This window comes from Pseudomonas sp. SA233, assembly GCF_054792385.1.
On sequence record NZ_CP096449.1, the window covers coordinates 5,479,071 to 5,500,465 of the forward strand.

The window sequence follows — 21,395 nt, forward strand, 5'->3', positions numbered from 1 at the left end:
GAATCATTCCTCCGCGGCGCTGTGGCGCAGGCGGTTAATACGGTTCTCGCTCCACTGCTTGAGCAGCAGGATGAAGAGCGCCAGGATCAGCAACAGGCTGGCCACGCTGAAGGCCGCGACATGGTTGTACTCGTTGTAGAGGATCTCCACGTGCAGCGGCAAGGTGTTGGTCACGCCGCGAATGTGGCCGGACACCACCGACACCGCGCCAAACTCGCCCATGGCCCGCGCGGTGCACAGCACCACCCCATAGATCAGGCCCCATTTGATGTTTGGCAGGGTCACGTGCCAGAACATTTGCCAACCATTGGCGCCGAGCAAGCGCGCCGCCTCCTCTTCCTGCGTGCCCTGCTCCTGCATCAGCGGGATCAGCTCACGGGCCACGAACGGTACGGTGACGAAGATGGTGGCCAGGACGATGCCCGGCAGGGCGAACACGATCTGGATATCGTGGTCCTGCAGCCATGGCCCGAACAGGCCTTGCGCGCCGAACATCAGCACGTAGACCAGGCCCGCGATCACCGGCGACACCGAGAACGGCAGATCGATCAGGGTGACCAGGATACTCTTGCCACGGAAGGTGTACTTGCTCACGCACCAGGCGGCGCTGACACCGAACACCAGGTTCAGCGGCACCGAAATGGCCACGGCGAGCAGGGTCAGCTTCAGCGCCGACAATGCGTCAGGCTCGAAGATCGCCTCGAAGAAGGTGCCAAAGCCGTTCTTCAGCGCCTGCGACACCACGATCACCAGTGGCAGCAGCAGGAACAGCGCGAACACCAGCCAGCCAAGGCCGATCAGGATACGCCGCGAAGTGGCGCTGCCCCGGCGGGCGGCGTTGGCGGCGGCGGTTGCATTCAGGGATGAACTGGACATGCCGGCCTCCTTCAAGGGGTTTCGATGCGGCGCTGCAGCAGGTTGATCAGCAGCAGCAGGATGAAGGAAACCACCAGCATCAGCACGCCGATGGCGGTCGCGCCGGTGTAGTCGTATTGGTCGAGCTTGACCATGATCAGCAGCGGCAGGATCTCGGTTTTCATCGGCATGTTGCCGGCAATGAAGATCACCGAACCATACTCGCCCACGCCGCGGGCGAAGGCCAGGGCAAAACCTGTCAGCCAGGCAGGCAGCAGCGCTGGCGCCAGCACATGGCGGAACACCTGCAGCGGCTTGGCGCCCAGGCAGGCAGCGGCCTCCTCCACTTCACGCGGAATGTCGGCCAGCACCGGCTGCACCGTACGCACCACGAACGGCAGGGTGACGAAGGTCAGCGCCAGGGTGATGCCCAGTGGGGTGTAGGCGATCTTGAAGCCCAGATCGGTGGCGAACTGGCCGACCCAGCCCGAGGGTGCGTACAGGGCGGTCAGGGCAATACCGGCCACGGCGGTGGGCAGGGCGAACGGCAGGTCGATCATTGCATCGATGATCTTGCGCCCAGGGAAGGTGTAGCGCACCAGCACCCAGGCCAGCAGGGTACCGATCACACCATTGATGATGGCGGCGAACAGGGCGGTGCCGAAACTCAGCTTGAGCGCGGCGATCACCCGCGGTGCACTGATGATGTTCCAGAACTGCTCGCAGGTAAGCTGCGCGGCATGCACGAACATGGCGGCCAGCGGTATCAGCACTATCAGGCTGAGGTACACCAAGGTGTAGCCCAGCGTCAGCCCGAAGCCGGGTATGACGGGGGAAATGCGACGTGACATAAATATCCCTGGTTGAACGCACTTGGCCCGGGAACGATCCCGGGCTGGTGCTAGCTTCTGAAATCCTGGGGCTGCTTTGCAGCCCATCGCGACGCAAGGCCGCTCCTACAGGGGTGCGCGTACCTCTGTAGGAGCGGCCTTGTGTCGCGATGGGCCGCATGGCGGCCCCGCTTTTCCTTGGCCCTTACTGTGCCTGATAGATCTGGTCGAACACACCGCCATCATTGAAGAATTTAGGTTGTGCAGTCTTCCAGCCACCAAAGTCCTTGTCGATGGTCACCAGGTCCAGTTTCGGGAACTGCTTGCCGAACTCGGCAGCGACCTTCTCGTCACGCGGGCGGTAGAAGTTCTCGGCTGCGATCTTCTGCCCGGCCGGGCTGTACAGGTGCTTGAGGTATTCGGTGGCAATCTCGGTATTGCCCTTCTTCTCGGCGTTCTTGTCCACCACCGCCACTGGCGGTTCGGCGAGGATCGACAACGACGGCACGACGATCTCGAACTTGTCGGCACCTCCGTCTTCCTTCAGCGCCAGGAAGGCTTCGTTTTCCCAGGCCAACAGCACATCGCCCTGGCCGTTATTGACGAAGGTGATGGTCGAGCCACGGGCGCCGGTATCCAGCACCGGGACGTGCTTGAACAGCTCCTCCACGTACTCCTTGGCCTTTTCTTCGCTACCGCCGGCCTTCAGGCCATAGGCCCAGGCCGCCAGGAAGTTCCAACGGGCGCCGCCGGAGGTTTTCGGGTTGGGGGTGATGACCGACACGTCCTTCTTGATCAGGTCGCCCCAGTCCTTGATGCCTTTCGGGTTGCCCTTGCGCACCAGGAACACGATGGTCGAGGTGTACGGGGTGCTGGCATCCGGCAGGCGGGTCTGCCAGTTGTCTGGCAGGGTCTTGCCGAGCTTGGCGACTTCATCGATGTCGCCGGCCAAGGCCAGGGTCACCACGTCGGCACGCAGGCCGTCGATCACCGCACGGGCCTGCTTGCCCGAACCGCCGTGGGATTGCTGGATCTTCACCTTGTCGCCCGGGTGGGCCTGCTGCCAGTGCTTGATGAACTCGGCGTTGTACTGCTGGTACAGCTCGCGGGTCGGGTCGTAGGACACGTTCAGCAGTTCGTAGTCCTTGGCGATGGCGGAACCGGCAAAAACAGCACTGGCCAGGGCGGCAAGCGCATAACGGCGGATGGACATGGTGAAGCTCCCGATTGGCATTTTTCTAGTTTTGAATGTGTGGCGCGATCAGCCGGTCTTGTTGCCGGGCTGCTGCAGGCGGAACTTCTCCTTGCGCTCGATCTGTACGACCTGAGCGTTGTGCACGGTTATCTCCACCGCACCGAATCGCAGGTCGCGCAGAGCGCTCTGGATTTCACGCAGAATGGTGGCTTCGTCCTGACCGTCGATGCTACGCAGAGATGCACTCATGCTCGTTCTCCTTGGAGTGAGGGTGCCGGGCTGAGGTTTGAAGGGGATTTGTGCCTGGCTTGAGGGCAATAGTAGTGAGGCGGGGTTATTCTTAAAAATACTGTTTGAGAATGTTTATATAACCAAAACAAAATACAATTTTGAAAGCGACGGAAGACCCTGTGGGAGCGGGTTCACCCGCGAATGCGGCGGTGGTTCCACCATCGCATTCGCGGGTGAACCCGCTCCCACAGGGCCCGTGCAGGGCTTCAGTTGTGTTTCTGTGGCTCGCGGATCTTGTACCAGGCCACATACAAGGCCGGCAGGAACAGCAGCGTCAGCAGGGTCGCCACGATGATCCCGCCAATCATGGCGTAGGCCATCGGCCCCCAGAACACTTCGCGGGCAATCGGGATCATGCCCAGGCTCGCCGCTGCTGCGGTCAGCAGAATCGGCCGGCGCCGGTGGTTGGTTGCCTCCACCACCGCATCCCACGGCGACAAGCCCTGGGCTTCGAACTCGTCGATCTGGGTCACCAGGATCACCGAGTTACGAATGATGATGCCCGCCAGCGCGAGAATGCCGAGAATCGCCACGAAGCCCATGGGCGTACCTGTGGGCACCAGCGCAATGATCACGCCAATCAACCCCAGCGGCGCCACGCTGACCACCAGGAACAGCTTCTGCACGCTGTGCAGCTGGATCATCAGGAACGTCGCCATCAGGAACAGCATCAGCGGGATGACCTTGCGGATCGGCCCCTGCGCCTTGGCGCTCTCCTCCACCGTACCGCCGGTGGCCACTTCGAAGCCCACCGGCAACTTGCTGGCGAACTCGTCGATCTTCGGCTTCAGCTGGGCCACCAGGTCGGTGGGCTGGATGTCGCCGTTGACCGAAGCCTTGATGGTGATGGTCGGCTTGCGGTCGCGACGCCACACCAGCGGCTGCTCCAGCTCGTAGCGCACGGTGGCGAACGCCAGCAGCGGGATCGAAGTGCCGTTGGGTGTCAGGATCTGCAGGTTCTGCAGGGTATCCGGCGAGCCACGCTCGCTGTCCTCGGCACGGGCGACCACGTCGACCAGGTAGATGTTGTCGTTGACCTGGGTGATCTGCACGCCGCTGACGATGCTGTTCATCACATTGGCCACGTCCTCCGACGACAGGCCCAGCTGGCGCGCCTTGTCCTGGGCGATTTCCACGCGCAGCACCTTACCCGGCTCGTTCCAGTCGTAGATCATCTCGCCGATGTGTTCGTTCTGGTCGAGCAAGGTGGCCAGCTCGATGGCGTGCTTGCGAACCTCGTCGATATTGGCACCGCTTACCCGATACTGGATCGGTCGGCCCACCGGTGGGCCCATTTCCAGCGATTGCACGTTGGTGCCGACGCCAACGAATTCTTCATGCAGGATCTTCTGCAGGCGCTCCATCATGGCCTGGCGTTCTTCGAAGCCCTTGCTGACGATCACCAGCTGCGCGTAGTACGGGTTCTGCAACTGCTGGTCGAGGGGCAGGTAGAAGCGGATCGCGCCCTGGCCGATATAGGTACTCCAGTGCACCAGGTCCGGGTCGTCCTTGATCCGCGCCTCGAAACGGTCGACCACCTTGCGCGTCTCCTCGATCGAGGCGTTCTGCGGCAGGTTGAGGTCGACGAGGATTTCCGGGCGGTCAGAGGACGGGAAGAACTGGTTCTGCACGAAGCGTTCGCAGAAGATCGCCAGGGCGAACAGCACCACGGTGCCGATAATGGTCAGCCAGCGGTTGCGCATGCACCACAACAAACCATGCTCGAAGGCCCGGCCGACACGGCCCGGCTCGGCTTCATGGTGCTTGAGCTTGGCACTGCTGAGGATGTGCACGCCTAACACCGGAGCGAAGAATACCGCCACCACCCACGACACCATCAGTGCCACGGCAATTACCGCAAACAGCGTGTAGGTGTATTCACCCGCTGAACTGGCGTTGAGGCCGATCGGCACGAAGCCGGCCACAGTCACCAGGGTGCCGGTGAGCATGGGGAAGGCTGTGGAGGTATAGGCAAAAGTTGCCGCCTGCTCCTTGCTTTCGCCCATTTCCAGCCGTGTGACCATCACTTCCACAGTGATCATCGCATCATCCACCAGCAGGCCCAGGGCGATGATCAGCGCCCCCAGCGAAATCCGCTGCATGGTTATACCGCTGTATTCCATGAACACGAACACCATGGCCAGCACCAGCGGGATCGAGCAGGCCACCACCAGCCCGGCACGCACGCCGAGGCTGACGAAGCTCACCGCCAGCACGATCACCACCGCCTCGAACAGCGCACTGGTGAAGCCGCCGACCGCTTGCTTGACCACCACGGCCTGGTCGGAAACAGTGTGTACCCCGACGCCCACCGGCAGGTCTTCGACCACCTGGTCCATGCGCTTTTTCAGCGCCGCGCCGAACACCTGGATATTGCCGCCGGCCTTCATGCCGATGGCCAGGCCCAGCGCCGTCTGGCCGTTGTAGCGGAACATCGGCGAAGGAGGGTCGACGTAGCCGCGCTCGATATCGGCGATGTCTGCCAGGCGGAAGAAGCGGTCGTTGATCTTCAGGTTGACGGTTTCCAGGTCCTTTTCCGAGGTGAACTGCCCGGAGGTACGCACCGAGATACGTTCCGGCCCGGCCTCGATCACACCGGCAGGGGTCACGGCGTTTTGCGATTGCAGGGCCTGCATGACCTGGCGCTGATCGATGCCCAGGGCTGCCAGCTTGCGGGTAGAGAAGTTCAGGTAAAGCACTTCGTCCTGGGTGCCGATCAGCTCGATCTTGCCGATGTTGGGCACATCGCGCACTTCGGCCCGCGCCTGTTCCACGTAGTCGCGCAACTGGCGCAGGGTCAGGCCGTCGGCGGTGAAGGCGTAGATCGAACCGAACACATCGCCGAATTCATCGTTGAACCCGGGCCCCTGGATGCCTGCAGGGAACTCACCGCGAATGTCCTGGATCTTCTTGCGCACCTGGTACCAGATTTCCGGTATGTCCTTGGCCTTGGTGGTGTCGCGCAGGTACACGTAGACCGTGGATTCGCCGGGGCGGGTGTAGCTTTTGGTGTAGTCGAGGGAGTCGAGTTCCTCGAGCTTCTTCTCGATACGGTCGGTGACCTGGTACAGGGTTTCGTCCTGGGTCGCGCCGGGCCAGCGGGTCTGGATGACCATGGTCTTGATGGTGAACGACGGGTCTTCCTCACGGCCCAGGTTGAAGTAGGAAAAGATCCCCATCAGCAGGCCGACGAACATCAGGTACCAGACGAACGATTGATGCTTGAGTGCCCAGTCGGACAGGTTGAAGCTTCCTTTCATTGCGCATCCTCGTCGAAGGTGACCTTCTGGCCAGGCTTGAGGCTGTTCACGCCCGCAGTCACCACCCGCTCGCCGGGCTGTACGCCCGAGGTCAGGACGATGCTGTCGGCGGTTCGACCGATCAGGGCCACATCACGGGTGGCCACGGTCTTCTGCTGCGTATCGATCACCCATACCTGGGTCTTGCCGTCGCGCTCGAGCAAGGCACTCAAGGGCAGTTCGCTGCGCGGCGACACCTCCGAACTCAGGGTCACGCTGATGGCGGTGCCCAGGTGGAAGGCCGCCGGGGTGCTCGCCAGGGTCAGGCGCGCGCGGCGGGTGCGCGTGGTGGCGTCGGCCTGGGGTTCCAGTTCCCGCAAGCTGGCGGTGGTGTTGATGGTCGGGTCCAGCTGCGAAGCAACGGTGAAGGTCAGGCCTTTGCTCAACTGCTCGGCCAGGCCGATCGGCAGGTCGATCACCGCTTCCTTCACATCCGGCCTGGCCAGGGTTACCACGGCCTGGCCGGCGGTGACGGTTTGCCCGGCTTCGGCCTGCCAGGCAGTGATTACCGCGGCGTGGTCGGTTCGCAAGGTACTGTAGTCGAGCTGGTCACGCGCCTGGCTGAGCGCAGAGCGCGCCTGCTCCAACGCCGCGCTGGTGGTTTTCAGGTTGGTCTGGGCGATATCCAGCTGGGCCTGGGCGCCTACGCCACGGTCATATAGCTGTTGCTGCCGGCGGGCATCGGCCTGGGCGTTGATCCACTGCGCCTGCACCTTGGCCAGGTCGCCTTCGGCGGCGCGCAACTGGTTCTGCTGGTCGGTCGGGTCGAGGGTGGCCAAGGTGTCACCCGGTTTCACCTGGGCGCCCACATCCAGCCAGCGCCGGGCAATACGCCCGGAAACCCGGAAGCCCAAGGTGCTTTCGAAACGGGCCTGGATACTGCCGGCGAAGCGGCCCAGCTGCGACTGCACCTGGGGTTCGACCTTGACCGACAACACCGGCCGAATCGGCTCCGGCACTTCATCCTCGCTACTGCAGCCGGCCAACAGCACGCCGGCCGACAGCATCAGCAGCAGGCGCTTCATAGCTCACCCCCTTTGGCCTTGGCATCGATCTTCAGCACCTGCATGCCGGGGTGCAGCAACTGCCCGCCATTGACCACCACGGTCTCGCCGCCTTTCAGGCCACTGGTGACCACGATCCTGCCGGTGAGGTAACGGCTGACCTCGACCTTGCGCAGCTCTACCTTGTCACCCTCGCCCACCACCCACACGGCAGGCTCATGCAGGGCCTTGGTCAGTGCCGACCATGGCAGCTCGATACTTGGCCGGCCCTGGGCATTGGTGGTGGCCGTCACCGGTGCACCCAGTTGCATCCCTGGCGGCACATCCCTCAGCCCGACCTTGACCTGTACCGTGCCGCTTTGCGCGGACACCGTGGGGGTGATTTCGCGCACGAAGCCACGGGCCTGGACCTTGGGGTCGTCCAGCAGGCTGACGATCACGCCGGCGTCGCTTGGCGGAGCCACCAGCAGCGATTCGTAGACATTGAACACGGCATCACGGTCGCCATCGGTGGCCAGGCTGAAGATCGGCATGGTCGCCTGCACCACCTGGCCAACCTCGGCCTGGCGCTCGGTGATGACGCCATCGGCCTCGGAGACCAGCGCGGTATAGCTCAGTTGTTCGTTGGCATTGGCCAATTGCGCCTGTGCGGCCTTGAGTGCGCTCTGGTTGCTACGCAGCGCGGCTTCGGCGGAATCGTATTCGCTCTGGCTTGTATAGCCCTTGGGCAACAGCTTTTGCTGGCGCACGAAGGCAGCGCTGGCCTGGGTGACCCGCGCCTGCGCGGCGAACACCTCGGCCTTGGCCGAGTCGACATTGTTCTGCAGGTCTTTCGGGTCCAGCCGCGCCAACACCTGGTTGGCCTTTACGTGGTCGCCGACATCGACGCTGCGCGAAATGATCTTGCCGCCCACACGGAACGACAGGTCGGTCTGCACCCGCGCCTGCACATCGCCAGTCAGGGTGACCCTGGCAGCGAAATCGGTGGGTGATACCTGTTGCACGCCTACGCGTGGCAGTGTTTCGGTGGTTTCTTCCTTACTACAGCCCGACAGCAGGGACACAAGCCCCAGGCAGACGACCAACAGCGGACGTATCAACGTCATGCAGGCTCCTTGCTTGCGCGCAAATGATTCGTGGGATGCGACTGTCAGCGTAGATCAGGGTTCGATAAACGTCACTGACCTGAACGTGTTATGGACCATTCCCAACAGGTAAAAACGCGCGTATCACAAATGCACTCAACTGGGACCTGATATTTATGCCAGTTGCCCAAATGCCGGAGCAGTAAAAAAATGAGACCAAAAGGAGGGCTTAAACATGACGCATTCATACAGCGCCACCCACAACTATAATATCAACCCCTATGGATACTCAGAGCCATCCTGCAAGCATACCGAGCTACTACAATTCCACGGAGAGCTTCTACACAGCATTGTGGGCCTATATTTTCTTGGAATTGGAATCCGAACATACAATCCCAGAATTTTCCGTTTCCACTCCAGCGATAGCCTGAGTCCTTTTTCACTCGGCGGCATCAACTCATACAGTTATTGTTTTAATGACCCCATAAACCTTTCTGACCCCTCGGGCCAGTCACCACTCCTCACTCGTCGGAAAGTAATAAAATACGATGAAAACTGGACCTTAAAATCTAGAAACAACGTAGCAAAGAAGCTTCGCTGGGGAGTCTCGACCACCAAAAATTTCCTCTCAGATGACAGCCCAGACAAGCTATCACATACGAAACTATTCAGGGAGCAACTTCATGATCCATCACCTAATTTACCGCACCCACGCCGCCCCCGCGTAAAAAGCATCGATGTGAAACCTGAGGGATACACTGAAATTTCCGACACCACCGGCAATGCGCTAAGAGCTTATCTTCGCGCTGCAAACAAGCACTACCAGTTTATAATCCAGAATGTCCGGCATCTTCCTCCAGATTCGGAAACGACCCTGAGCTTCATTAAAAACGCACGCGAAGCCAGGCATCTAAGAAACATTCTAAAAAGCATCCGAAAATCCACGCCCAATGCTTCTGAACACGAATTACTAACCGACATCCTTAAAGCCAAACTGTGAGACGCAATTAAATATAACCTGCCAATTTGATTGGTGGTCGAACCAATACTTCACAACGGAGCAGCTTCCACACGGCTCGCAGGATAATTCCCAAGCCGATTCAACTGAAACCTTTGGTTTGAGTTGATGAAAAGTCGTACGCCTTGAGGGCCTCTTCGCGGGCGCGCCCGCGAAGAGGCCGGTACAGGTCAGAGTTGAACTGAAGCCCTGTTCAACCCCAGCTCTATGTCATCAATCAATGCTTTGGCAAAGCCACTGAGAATTCTCGCGGCACTACCAGCCAGCCGGTCATTTTCCATCTCGGCTTCGGTCGTCAGGTGATTGATGCACCCGAGCATTATGGAGAGTTCGGAGAAGGCATGGTTGAAGGGGATATTGGCCTGGACGCGGAAAAGGTCCATGCAGGTTTCTTTACCGACGGTGCTGCTGTTTTGTGGGTGATTTGGAACGTGCGTTGTCATGGTCGGAATCCAATGTCGTTTATGGAACCGCCAGCTCATCTTTCTCACGGATAAGGGGTGGCAGCCGTACGCGGGGTGAGAAAACCGAGGACATTGAACCCGGCCAGGCCGAGGCCTGCCCACGCAAGGCCGCCATGACAGGAAGCCTGTTCAACATCGAGCGGGTTTCTCACACCCGGACGCCTTGATTGGCGACTCGACGACGTTATCCCTGGGGCATTTCCCCAGCAACAGAGCAGCTTCCACACGGCTCGTAGGATAATTCCCAAGCCGATCCAACTGAAGCCTTTGGTTTGAGTTGATGAAAAGTCGTACGCCTTCAGGGCCTCTTCGCGGGTGAACCCGCTCCCACAGGTATTGCGCAGGTCCTGAAGGCTGCACATGACCCTGTGGGAGCGGGTTTACCCGCGAATGGGCCAGTACTGCCATCCACAAATCTCTGCCATATCCAGAAACCATGATCTACACAGCACCTGCATCTCAGCCACTACCTTTGAAAAGTCACCTGGTTTTCAAGGAAGAAGCCAATGTCGCGAGCCCAGTCTCACCTGCTTCGCCGTGGTCGCTATTCAGAACTTGGCCGGCTCTATCTGCTGACCACCGTCACCCACCAGCGCAAGCCGCTGTTCCATGATTTCCACCATGCCCGGCTGGTCATTCACCAACTGCGACAATCAGACCAGGAACATGCCTGCCGATCATTGGCCTGGGTGCTGATGCCGGACCATCTGCATTGGCTAATCGAGTTGAAAGGTACGACGTTGGGCACCTTGATGCGCAGGTTCAAGTCCAGGTCCAGTCTGGTTTTGCATCAGGCGGGGGTTGAGCATGATCCGGTATGGCAGCCTGGGTATCAGGACCGGGCACTGCGGCGGGAGGAGAGCATGGTGCATGTTGCCAGATACATTGTCGCCAACCCCTTGCGGGCTGGCTTGGTCAGAAGTGTCAGAGACTATCCGCACTGGGACGCAGTCTGGCTTTGAATGTGTGCTGGGGCATTCGCGGGTGAACCCGCTCCCACAGGTACTGCGCAGGTCTTGAAGACTGCACATGACCCTGTGGGAGCGGGTTCACCCGCGAAGAGGCCAGATCAGGCCGACGCAGCCACCTGCGCCGGGCGCTTGACCTGTGGCTGCGAAGCATTCGCCGCAGCGCCCTCTTCGATCGCCTGCTGTATCGCCTTGCGACGGCGCTCTTCGGCCTGGCGGCTGAAGTACCAGACGAAGAAGGTCACCAGCGACACCGACAGCAGGATCAGGCTTGCCACGGCGTTGATCTCCGGCTTCACGCCCAGGCGCACCGCCGAGAACACTTCCATCGGCAAGGTGGTCGAACCAGGGCCGGAGACGAAGCTGGCCAGTACCAGGTCATCCAGCGACAGGGCGAACGACATCATGCCGCCCGCCGCCAACGACGGCGCGATCATCGGGATGGTGATCAGGAAGAACACCTTCCACGGCTTGGCACCCAGGTCCATCGCCGCTTCCTCGATCGACAGGTCCAGCTCCCGCAGGCGTGCCGACACCACCACTGCCACATACGCGGCACAGAACGTGGTATGGGCGATCCAGATGGTGACGATGCCGCGCTCCTGCGGCCAGCCGATCATCTGCGCCATGGCCACGAACAGCAGCAACAGCGACAGGCCGGTGATCACCTCGGGCATTACCAGCGGCGCAGTGACCAGGCCACCGAACAGCGTGCGGCCCTTGAAGCGGGTAACCCGGGTCAGCACGAACGCCGCCAAGGTACCCAGCGCCACCGCCGCCACCGCCGTGTAGCAGGCGATTTCCAGCGAACGCATCACCGAACCCATCAACTGGGTGTTGTCGAGCAGGCCGACGTACCACTTCACCGACCAGCCACCCCACACCGTCACCAGCTTGGAGGCGTTGAACGAGTAGATCACCAGGATCAGCATCGGCAGGTAGATGAACAGCAAGCCGAGCACCAGCATCAGCTTGGAGAAACTGAAGCGCTTCATGCCCTGCCCTCCATTTCTTTGGCCTGGCTGCGGTTGAACAGCAGGATCGGCACGATCAGGATCGCCAGCATCACTACCGCCAGCGCAGAGGCCACCGGCCAGTCACGGTTGTTGAAGAACTCTTGCCACAGCACCTTGCCGATCATCAGGGTTTCCGGGCCGCCAAGCAGTTCAGGAATCACGAACTCGCCCACCACCGGGATGAACACCAGCATGCAGCCGGCGATGATGCCGTTCTTCGACAGCGGCACGGTGATCTTCCAGAAGCTGTTGAAGGTGCTCGAACCCAGGTCCGAAGCGGCCTCGAGCAGGCTCGGATCGTGCTTCACCAAGTTGGCGAACAGCGGCAGGATCATGAACGGCAGGTACGAATAGACCACGCCGATGTACACCGCCAGGTTGGTGTTGAGGATTTGCAGCGGCTGGTCGATCAACCCGGTCCACAGCAGGAAGCCGTTGAGCAGGCCGTTGTTGCTGAGAATGCCCATCCAGGCATAGACGCGGATCAGGATCGCGGTCCAGGTCGGCATCATGATCAGCAACAGCAGGACCGTCTGGGTCTCCTTCTTGGCGTTGGCAATGGCATAGGCCATCGGGTAGCCGATCAGCAGGCACAGCAGGGTGCTGAAGAAGGCCATCTTCAGCGAGCCCAGGTAGGCCGAGATATACAGCTCATCCTCGGTCAACAGGCCATAGTTGGCCAGGTTGAGCACCAGCTGGACCTTGTCTTCGACGTAGCTGTAGATCTCGGTATACGGCGGGATCGCCACGTCGGCTTCGGCGAAGCTGATCTTCAGCACGATGAAGAACGGCAGCATGAAGAACAGGAACAGCCAGATGAACGGCACGCCGATCACCAGGTGCCGCCCTTCCGGGGTAATACGCTGGAAGGCTCGCTTGAGCTTGCGCAGTTTCATGACCGCAGTACCACGCCGCTGTCGTCTTCCCACCACACGTACACTTCATCGCCCCAGGTCGGGCGCGTGCCCTGGCGCTCGGCGTTGGCGACGAACGACTGGACAACCTTGCCGCTCGGCAACTCGACGTAGAACACCGAGTGGCCACCCAGGTAGGCAATGTCGTGAACCTTGCCGCGCGACCAGTTGTGCTCGCAGGTCGGTTGCTGGGTGGTGACCAGCATCTTTTCCGGGCGCAGGGCGTAGGTGATGTGCTTGTCTTCCACCGACGTGGTGATGCCATGGCCGACATAGATCTTGCGCTCCAGCTCCGGGCTGGCAATGATCGCGTGGCCTTCGGCGTCGTCGACCACTTCACCTTCGAACAGGTTCACGTTGCCGATGAATTCGCACACCAGGCGGCTGGTAGGCGTCTCGTAGATGTCCACCGGCGAGCCGATCTGAGCGATCCAGCCCAGGTGCATGATGGCGATGCGCTGGGCCATGGTCATGGCCTCTTCCTGATCGTGGGTCACCATCACGCAGGTCACGCCAACGCGCTCGATGATCTCCACCAGTTCCAGCTGCATCTGCGAACGCAGTTTCTTGTCCAGTGCACCCATCGGCTCGTCGAGCAGCAGCAGCTTGGGGCGCTTAGCCAGCGAGCGGGCCAGGGCCACGCGCTGGCGCTGGCCGCCGGACAGCTGGTGCGGCTTGCGCTTGGCGTACTGGGTCATGTGCACCAGCTTGAGCATCTCGGCCACGCGGGCGTCGATCTCGGCCTTGGGCATCTTGTCCTGCTGCAGGCCGAAGGCGATGTTCTGCGCCACGGTCATGTGCGGGAACAGCGCGTAGGACTGGAACATCATGTTGATCGGCCGCTCGTAGGGCGGCATGTCGGTGATGTCGACGCCATCGAGGAAGATCCGCCCTTCGGTCGGGCGTTCGAAGCCGGCCAGCATGCGCAGCAAGGTGGACTTGCCGGAACCAGAGCCCCCCAGAAGAGCGAAGATCTCGCCCTTGCGGATTTCCAGGGACACATCGTCCACGGCTACCGTTTCGTCGAACTTTTTCGTGACCCGGTCGATCTTGACCAGCACCTGCTTGGGTTGCTGGCCACCCTCGAGGGCTTTTTTATAGGCACCGGAGGCAACTGCCATGAGTGAAACTCCCAACAAGATTTTTGTGCCCGCGAGCCCTGTTCTACAGGTGCCGCCACGGGCCTGGATTTTTACTTGCCCGACTTGACCTTGGTCCAGCTACGGGTCATCAGCCGTTGCACCTTGGGTGGCAACTCTGAATTCACGAACATCTTGTTCAGCACTTCCTGCGGTGGGTAAACCGCGGCGTCAGTCCTCACGGCCTGGTCCATCAGGTCGCCAGCCTTGGGGTTCGGGTTGGCGTAACCGACGTAATCACTGACCTGGGCGATAACCTCAGGCTTCAGCAAATAGTTGATGAAGGCATGCGCCTCTTTGACGTTCTTGGCGTCCTTGGGGATCGCCAGCACGTCGAACCAGAGGTTGCCGCCTTCCTTGGGAATGGCGTAGGCCAGGTTCACGCCCTTCTTCGCTTCTTCGGCGCGGGTCTTGGCCTGGAACACATCACCCGAGAAACCTGCCGCGACGCAGATGTCGCCGTTGGCCAGGTCGGTGATGTACTTGGACGAGTGGAAGTAGGTCACGTACGGGCGTACCGCCAGCAGTTTCTTCTCGGCGGCCTGGTAGTCCTTGGCATTGGTGCTGTTGGGGTCCAGCCCCATGTAGTTGAGCACCGCCGGCAGCATTTCGTCCGCCGAATCGAGGAAGGCCACGCCGCACTTGGCGAGCTTCTTCATGTTCTCGGGCTCGAACAGCACCGCCCAGGAGTCGATGGTGTCCACGCCCAGCGCGGCCTTCACCTTGTCGACGTTGTAACCGATGCCGTTGGTGCCCCACAGGTAAGGCACGGCGTACTGGTTGCCCGGGTCGTTCCTTTCCAGGCGCTTCATCAGCGCCGGGTCCAGGTTGGAATAATTGGGCAGCAGGTTCTTGTCGAGCTTCTGGAACGCGCCCGCCTTGATCTGCTTGCCGAGGAAATGGTTGGACGGCACTACCACGTCATAGCCGGTATTGCCGGCCAGCAGCTTGCCTTCCAGGGTTTCGTTGGAATCGAACACATCTTGCACGGGCTTGATGCCCGTGGCTTTCTCGAAGTCCGCGAGTGTGGTCGGGCCGATGTAGTCGGACCAGTTGTAGAAGTGCACCGTAGGCGCCGCTTGGACGCTGCATGCCAGCGTCAGGCCCGCTCCAGCCATCAAGGCCTTGCGGAATACAGAAATGGACAAGTGGGTGGTCCTCACAATCAGTGCCTGGGTAGCGACAATGCTGCCGCACACGCAAAACCGGCGCGCAACTTACCTTCGCAGCTTCGATGCCGCAATCATCAATTGCCTTTCACTGGCTCTGGGCCGGGATTCCCCGGCCCAGAGGTACCGCATCGGGCTTATTTGCCCGACTTGATCTTGGTCCAGCTGCGGGTGATCACACGCTGGGCAGAAGCTTCAGGCGCAGCGATCGCGTACAGCTGCTTCTTCACTTCAGCTGGCGGATAGATGCTCGGATCGCTGGTGATTTCCTTGTCCACGAACTGGGTGGCGGCAGCGTTGCCGTTCGGGAAGCGCACGGCGTTGGTGATCTCGGCCATGATTTCCGGCTGCATCAGGAAGTTCATGAACTGGTAGGCAGCGTCTTTATGCTCGGCATCCTTGGGGATGGCGACCATGTCGTAGAAGGTACCGGCACCTTCCTTCGGAATGACGTAGTCCACCTTGACCTTGTCGCCAGCTTCGTGGGCACGGGCCTTGGACTGCTCCAGGTCACCCGAGTAACCGACAGCTACGCAGATGTTGCCGTTGGCCATGTCGCCGATGTACTTGGACGAATGGAAGTAGGTGATCGAAGGACGGATCTTGAGGAACAGGTCCTCGGCGGCCTTCAGGTCTTCCTTCTTGGTGCTGTTGGTCGGCAGGCCCAGGTAGTGCAGCGCAGCCGGCAGCATTTCGGTCGGGGCATCCAGGAAGCTCACGCCGCAGCTCTTGAGCTTGGCGATGTTCTCGGGCTTGAACACCACGTCCCACGAGTCGATCTTGTCCACGCCCAGCGCGGCCTTGACCTTCTCCGGGTTGTAGCCGATGCCGATCGAGCCCCACATGTACGGGAAGGCGTGCTTGTTGTCCTTGTCGCTGGCATCGCCAACGGCCTTGAGCAGGTCAGGGTCGAGGTTCTTCCAGTTCGGCAGCTTGGAGCGGTCCAGTTCCTCGTACACGCCAGCCTTGATCTGCTTGGCCAGGAAGTTGTTCGAAGGCACGACGATGTCATAGCCCGACTTGCCTGCCAGCAGCTTGGCTTCGAGGGTTTCGTTGCTGTCGAAGACGTCGTACTTGACCTTGATGCCCGACTGTTTCTCGAACTTGGCGATAGTGTCCGGAGCGATGTAGTCCGACCAGTTGTAGACGTTCAACACCTTGTCTTCAGCCTGAACAGCGGTAGCCATGGCACCCATCAGGGCGGTGGCCAGCAACGTCTTGCCCAATTTATTCATGCGTAATGCTCCAGAATTTTTTATTTAGCCATCTGTTCAGCAGCCAGGACCTACGGTGCAGAGCGTGCGGCGACTGAAACAGTCGCTAGTCTGGCAAGTTACAAGGCTCTGTATCAAGGAAAGCAGGGCCTTGTAACGACTTAATGTCACATCGCTAGCCTAGCAAACTGTCAACGAATCGCTTCGAGCGTCAGGTCCAGGCATTTGCGTGCCTTTTCCACCAGTTCGTCGATCTCTGCATGGCTGATCACCAGCGGCGGCGCAATGATCATGGTGTCACCCACCGCACGCATGATCAGGCCGTTTTCGAAGCAGAAGGTGCGGCAGATCATGCCCACGCCCTTGCCTTCGTAACGGCTGCGGGTGGCCTTGTCCTTGACCAGCTCGATCGCGCCGAGCAAGCCCAGGCCACGTACCTCGCCCACCAGAGGGTGGTCCTGCAGCTCACGCAAACGCTTTTGCAAATAAGGTGCCGCTTCGGTGCGCGCCTTCTCGACGATTTTCTCGTCGCGCAGGATGCGCAGGTTTTCCAGGCCCACCGCCGCCGCTACCGGGTGGCCGGAGTAGGTGAAGCCGTGGTTGAAGTCGCCGCCTTCGCTGAGTACCTGGGCCACGGTGTCACGCACGATCACACCGCCCATGGGGATGTAACCGGAAGTCAGGCCCTTGGCGATGGTCATCAGGTCGGGCTTGAGGTCGTAGTAGTCGGAACCGAACCACTCGCCGGTACGACCGAAACCGCAGATCACTTCGTCGGCGACGAACAGGATGTCGTACTTGGCGAGGATCTCCTTCACCTTCGGCCAGTAGGTTTCCGGCGGGATGATCACGCCGCCGGCGCCCTGGATCGGCTCGGCGATAAAGGCGGCGACGTTGTCTTCGCCGACTTCGAGGATTTTCTGCTCCAGCTGCTCGGCCGCCCACACCCCGAACTCGTCCGGGGTCATGTCACCGCCTTCGCCGAACCAGTAAGGCTGCGGGATATGCACGATGCCAGGAATCGGCAGGCCGCCCTGCTCGTGCATGCCGCTCATGCCACCCAGGCTGGCACCAGCCACGGTGGAGCCGTGGTAGCCGTTGATGCGGCCGATGATGGTCTGCTTCTGTGGCTTGCCTTTCAGCGCCCAGTAATGGCGGACCATGCGCAGCACGGTGTCGTTGCCTTCGGAGCCGGAGCCGGTGAAGAACACATGGGTCATGCCTTGCGGCGCCACGTCGGAAATCGCCTTGGCCAGTTCCAGCGCAGGCGGGTGGGCAGTCTGGAAGAACAGGTTGTAGTACGGCAGCTCGCGCATCTGCTTTTCTGCCGCCTGCACCAGTTCTTCACGGCCATAGCCCACAGCCACGCACCACAGGCCAGCCATGCCGTCGAGGATCTTGTGCCCCTCGCTATCCCACAAATGCACACCCTGGGCCTTGGTGATGATGCGCGGCCCCTTCTCCTTCAGCTGCTTGTAGTCGCTGAAGGGCGCGAGGTGATGCTCCCCGCTCAGGGTTTGCCATTCACGGGTTTGCGGGTTGTTGACGCTCATGTGCTTCTCCGTTGTTCGACAGCCGCGTCCTGCGGCACCAAGTTGATCAGACAGCAAACAGCAGGAACTCACGCTCCCAGGAACTGATGACTCGCTTGAAGTTCTCGTGCTCGGCGCGCTTGGTGGCGACGTAGCCGGTGATGAACTTCTTGCCCAGGTACTGCACCAGTGCACGGCTGTTTTCCATGCGTTCCAGGGCATCTTCGATGGTCAGTGGCAGGCGCAGGTTGCGGCGTTCGTAGCCACGGCCCTGCACCGGCGCGCTGGCGTCGATGCCTTCGACCATGCCGATGTAGCCACACAGCAGGCTGGCGGCGATGGCCAGGTATGGGTTGGCGTCGGCGCCTGGCAGGCGGTTCTCGACCCGGCGGCTTTGCGGGCCGGCGTCCGGCACGCGCAGGCCGACGGTACGATTTTCCTCGCCCCACTCCACGTTCACCGGCGCCGAGGTGTCGGGCAGGAAGCGACGGAACGAATTGACGTTGGGAGCGAACAGCGGCAACGCCTCGGGGATGAACTTCTGCAGGCCACCGATGTGGTGCAGGAACAGTTCGCTCATGCTGCCGTCGTCGTTGCTGAAGATGTTCTTGCCGGTGGCCACGTCGACCACGCTCTGGTGCAGGTGCATGGCACTGCCTGGCTCGCCGGTCATGGGCTTGGCCATGAAGGTGGCGGCCACATTGTGCTTGAGCGCGGCCTCGCGCATGGTGCGCTTGAACACCAGGATCTGGTCGGCCAGGTGCAGGGCGTTGCCATGACGGAAGTTGATCTCCATCTGCGCCGTGCCGTCTTCATGGATCAGCGTGTCGAGGTCCAGCTGCTGCAGTTCGCACCAGTCGTAGACGTCTTCGAACAGCGGGTCGAATTCGTTGGCGGCTTCGATCGAGAACGACTGGCGGCCGGTTTCCGGGCGGCCCGAACGGCCTACCGGGGGCTGCAGCGGGAAGTCCGGGTCTTCGCTGCGCTTGGTCAGGTAGAACTCCATCTCCGGCGCGACGATCGGCTGCCAGCCCTTGTCGGCGTATAGCTTGAGGACTTTCTTCAGCACGTTGCGCGGCGACAGTTCGACCGGGTTGCCCTTCTTGTCGTAGGTGTCATGGATCACCTGGGCGGTCGGCTCGATGGCCCATGGCACCAGGAACACGGCGTTCTCGTCGGGGCGGCAGATCATGTCGATGTCCGCCGGGTCCAGCAGTTCGTAATAGATGTCGTCGTCGACGTAGTCGCCGGTCACGGTCTGCAGCAGCACGCTCTCGGGCAGGCGCATGCCTTTTTCGGCGATGAACTTGTTGGTAGGCGAAATCTTGCCGCGCGTGATGCCGGTCAGGTCACTGATCATGCATTCGACTTCGGTGATCTTGTGCTCTTTCAACCAATCGGTGAGCTGGTCGAGGTTGTTACTCATAAATACCTCAGGAGGTAAGGTGGTCCGCGCACTGATTCTGGATGGAGTACATTGCTAAAGCAAAAACCCCCGCGCAGAGCCGCAGTGGATACACTGAAAACAAGTGTGTCCGTAATGAGTTCGAAAGGCAGGAAGACGAAACGAAGGGCGGCAAGCCGCTGCGAGGGCAGGTCCGGGAGCACCAAACGTCAATTATTGCGGCCAGGGAGGCCACGCCGTTGACGAAGCTTGCAAAAATGACGGATGTACCCGATGGCACTGCGCAGGCAGTACTTTCAGGTCTCGGCAAGCGGACCATGTGACCCTCGTATTATTGTGTTCTGGGTTGAGACCGAGCTTAGCCTTGTTCATTTTTTTACACAACACCTCCGTAAAAAATAAAACACGGTTGGTCGGAGATAGCCCTTTGCGAGGGAAATAGCGGATAATGGCTTGCCCCGATATGCAGCAAATCTGCCGTCGATGTGCCATTTCAGGGCATCATGGGGTTGGCTTGACATCAGTTTGTCTTTTCGATTGACTGGTCTTGCAAGCCCCCCTTGATTGATATTTTTAACAACAAAGGTGTTGCATCATGTCGGTACCCCCGCGTGCCGTTCAGCTTAACGAAGCGAACGCGTTCCTTAAGGAACATCCTGAGGTTCTCTACGTTGACCTTCTGATTGCAGATATGAATGGTGTGGTGCGTGGCAAGCGCATAGAGCGCACCAGCCTCCACAAGGTTTACGAGAAAGGCATCAACCTGCCTGCCTCCCTCTTCGCCCTGGACATCAACGGCTCCACCGTTGAAAGCACCGGGCTGGGCCTGGACATCGGCGATGCTGACCGCATCTGCTATCCAATCCCTGACACCCTCTGTAACGAGCCGTGGCAAAAGCGCCCTACCGCTCAGCTGCTGATGACCATGCACGAGCTCGAAGGCGAGCCGTTCTTCGCCGACCCGCGTGAAGTGCTGCGTCAGGTGGTGAGCAAGTTCGACGAACTGGGCCTGACCATCTGTGCCGCGTTCGAGCTGGAGTTCTACCTGATCGACCAGGAGAACGTGAACGGTCGCCCGCAGCCGCCGCGCTCGCCAATTTCGGGCAAGCGCCCGCAGTCGACCCAGGTGTACCTGATCGACGACCTCGACGAATACGCCGACTGCCTGCAGGACATCCTGGAAGGCGCGAAGGAGCAAGGCATCCCGGCCGACGCCATCGTCAAGGAAAGCGCCCCGGCGCAGTTCGAAGTCAACCTGCACCACGTGGCCGACCCGCTCAAGGCCTGCGACTACGCGGTACTGCTCAAGCGGTTGATCAAGAACATCGCCTACGACCATGAAATGGACACCACCTTCATGGCCAAGCCCTACCCGGGCCAGGCAGGCAACGGCCTGCATGTACACATTTCCGTGCTGGACAAAGATGGCAACAACATCTTCACCAGCGAGGATCCCGAGCAGAACGCCGCGCTACGTCACGCTGTCGGCGGTGTGCTCGAGACCCTGCCCGCGTCCATGGCGTTCCTTTGCCCGAACGTCAACTCGTACCGCCGCTTCGGCGCCCAGTTCTATGTGCCGAACGCGCCAAGCTGGGGCCTCGACAACCGCACCGTGGCCCTGCGCGTGCCGACCGGCTCGCCGGACGCCGTACGCATCGAGCACCGCGTGGCCGGTGCCGACGCCAACCCGTACCTGATGATGGCCGCCGTACTGGCCGGCGTGCACCATGGCCTGACCAACAAGGTAGAGCCGGGTGAGCCGATCGAAGGCAACTCGTACGAGCAGCTGGAGCAGAGCCTGCCGAACAACCTGCGCGATGCCCTGCGCGAGCTGGACGACAGCGAGATCCTGAACAAGTACATCGATCCGAAGTACATCGACATCTTCGTCGCGTGCAAGGAGAGCGAGCTGGAGGAGTTCGAGCACTCGATCTCCGACCTCGAGTACAACTGGTACCTGCATACCGTGTAAACGAAAACGCCGCCCACAAGGGCGG

19 protein-coding genes are annotated in these 21,395 nt (G+C 60.6%); 4 read left to right on the forward strand and 15 right to left on the reverse strand.

All coding sequences use genetic code 11. The features are described 5' to 3' along the window. Window positions 1–3: 3 nt before the first annotated feature. From cysW to M1D87_RS25135, 7 genes are all read right to left on the reverse strand, one after another. A complete protein-coding gene (cysW, locus tag M1D87_RS25105) occupies window positions 4–876 on the reverse strand; it encodes a sulfate ABC transporter permease subunit CysW (RefSeq protein ID WP_015272212.1) in 873 nt (290 codons plus the stop codon). Between the two features lie 11 nt (window positions 877–887). Then, window positions 888–1,706 (reverse strand): sulfate ABC transporter permease subunit CysT, encoded by an 819-nt coding sequence (gene cysT / locus M1D87_RS25110; RefSeq protein ID WP_123085861.1) that lies wholly within the window; start codon window positions 1,704–1,706, stop codon window positions 888–890. A 184-nt stretch (window positions 1,707–1,890) separates the two neighbouring features. Continuing rightward, window positions 1,891–2,898 (reverse strand): sulfate ABC transporter substrate-binding protein, encoded by a 1,008-nt coding sequence (locus tag M1D87_RS25115; RefSeq protein WP_123083960.1) that lies wholly within the window; start codon window positions 2,896–2,898, stop codon window positions 1,891–1,893. A 48-nt stretch (window positions 2,899–2,946) separates the two neighbouring features. After that, window positions 2,947–3,129: a sulfur starvation response protein OscA gene (oscA, locus tag M1D87_RS25120; protein ID WP_003258557.1), complete on the reverse strand. Its 183-nt coding sequence runs from the start codon at window positions 3,127–3,129 to the stop codon at window positions 2,947–2,949. A 248-nt stretch (window positions 3,130–3,377) separates the two neighbouring features. Beyond that, window positions 3,378–6,431, reverse strand: coding sequence for an efflux RND transporter permease subunit (locus M1D87_RS25125; protein ID WP_013974698.1), 3,054 nt, complete (start codon window positions 6,429–6,431; stop codon window positions 3,378–3,380). After that, window positions 6,428–7,495 (reverse strand): efflux RND transporter periplasmic adaptor subunit, encoded by a 1,068-nt coding sequence (locus tag M1D87_RS25130; RefSeq protein ID WP_013974699.1) that lies wholly within the window; start codon window positions 7,493–7,495, stop codon window positions 6,428–6,430. The genes M1D87_RS25125 and M1D87_RS25130 overlap by 4 nt, the downstream gene beginning before the upstream one ends. Continuing rightward, on the reverse strand, window positions 7,492–8,580 hold the full coding sequence (locus M1D87_RS25135) for an efflux RND transporter periplasmic adaptor subunit (RefSeq protein ID WP_123083961.1): 1,089 nt from the start codon (window positions 8,578–8,580) through the stop codon (window positions 7,492–7,494). Before M1D87_RS25135 ends, M1D87_RS25130 begins: the two co-directional genes overlap by 4 nt. Window positions 8,581–8,794: 214 nt before the next feature. On the opposite strand from M1D87_RS25135, the gene M1D87_RS25140 reads away from it, so the two are divergent. Beyond that, entirely contained in the window at window positions 8,795–9,559 is a 765-nt protein-coding gene (locus tag M1D87_RS25140) for an RHS repeat-associated core domain-containing protein (protein WP_123083962.1), read from the forward strand. A gap of 188 nt (window positions 9,560–9,747) precedes the next feature. Here M1D87_RS25140 and M1D87_RS25145 read toward each other — a convergent pair whose 3' ends face one another. Continuing rightward, on the reverse strand, window positions 9,748–10,020 hold the full coding sequence (locus M1D87_RS25145; RefSeq protein ID WP_123083963.1) for a DUF3077 domain-containing protein: 273 nt from the start codon (window positions 10,018–10,020) through the stop codon (window positions 9,748–9,750). A 527-nt stretch (window positions 10,021–10,547) separates the two neighbouring features. On the opposite strand from M1D87_RS25145, the gene M1D87_RS25150 reads away from it, so the two are divergent. After that, on the forward strand, window positions 10,548–11,003 hold the full coding sequence (locus M1D87_RS25150) for an REP-associated tyrosine transposase (RefSeq protein WP_123083964.1): 456 nt from the start codon (window positions 10,548–10,550) through the stop codon (window positions 11,001–11,003). Between the two features lie 107 nt (window positions 11,004–11,110). Here the strand turns inward: M1D87_RS25150 and M1D87_RS25155 are convergent, their stop codons facing one another. The 7 genes from M1D87_RS25155 to M1D87_RS25185 form a co-directional block, all read right to left on the reverse strand. Further along, complete coding sequence (locus tag M1D87_RS25155) at window positions 11,111–12,004, reverse strand: ABC transporter permease subunit (RefSeq protein ID WP_003258560.1); 894 nt, start codon at window positions 12,002–12,004, stop codon at window positions 11,111–11,113. Continuing rightward, window positions 12,001–12,921 carry an ABC transporter permease subunit gene (locus M1D87_RS25160; RefSeq protein ID WP_015272217.1) on the reverse strand — a complete coding sequence of 307 codons (921 nt, stop codon included), beginning with the start codon at window positions 12,919–12,921 and terminating at the stop codon, window positions 12,001–12,003. The genes M1D87_RS25155 and M1D87_RS25160 overlap by 4 nt, the downstream gene beginning before the upstream one ends. Then, window positions 12,918–14,060, reverse strand: a complete 1,143-nt coding sequence (gene potA, locus M1D87_RS25165; protein ID WP_013974704.1) for a polyamine ABC transporter ATP-binding protein — start codon at window positions 14,058–14,060, stop codon at window positions 12,918–12,920. Before potA ends, M1D87_RS25160 begins: the two co-directional genes overlap by 4 nt. 71 nt (window positions 14,061–14,131) lie before the next feature. Beyond that, window positions 14,132–15,226: a polyamine ABC transporter substrate-binding protein gene (locus tag M1D87_RS25170; RefSeq protein ID WP_015272218.1), complete on the reverse strand. Its 1,095-nt coding sequence runs from the start codon at window positions 15,224–15,226 to the stop codon at window positions 14,132–14,134. A 158-nt stretch (window positions 15,227–15,384) separates the two neighbouring features. Continuing rightward, entirely contained in the window at window positions 15,385–16,482 is a 1,098-nt protein-coding gene (locus tag M1D87_RS25175; protein ID WP_123083965.1) for a polyamine ABC transporter substrate-binding protein, read from the reverse strand. 170 nt (window positions 16,483–16,652) lie between these two features. Then, window positions 16,653–18,014: an aspartate aminotransferase family protein gene (locus M1D87_RS25180; protein ID WP_061550275.1), complete on the reverse strand. Its 1,362-nt coding sequence runs from the start codon at window positions 18,012–18,014 to the stop codon at window positions 16,653–16,655. 46 nt (window positions 18,015–18,060) lie between these two features. Beyond that, the gene (locus M1D87_RS25185) at window positions 18,061–19,419 is read right to left on the reverse strand and encodes a glutamine synthetase family protein (protein WP_013974708.1); all 1,359 of its coding nucleotides are present in this window, start codon (window positions 19,417–19,419) and stop codon (window positions 18,061–18,063) included. Between the two features lie 41 nt (window positions 19,420–19,460). Here M1D87_RS25185 and M1D87_RS25190 point away from each other — a divergent pair, with 41 nt between their 5' ends. Then, entirely contained in the window at window positions 19,461–19,721 is a 261-nt protein-coding gene (locus M1D87_RS25190; RefSeq protein WP_123083966.1) for a hypothetical protein, read from the forward strand. Window positions 19,722–19,993: 272 nt separating this feature from the next. After that, window positions 19,994–21,370, forward strand: a complete 1,377-nt coding sequence (locus M1D87_RS25195; protein WP_003259348.1) for a glutamine synthetase family protein — start codon at window positions 19,994–19,996, stop codon at window positions 21,368–21,370. Window positions 21,371–21,395 lie beyond the last annotated feature (25 nt).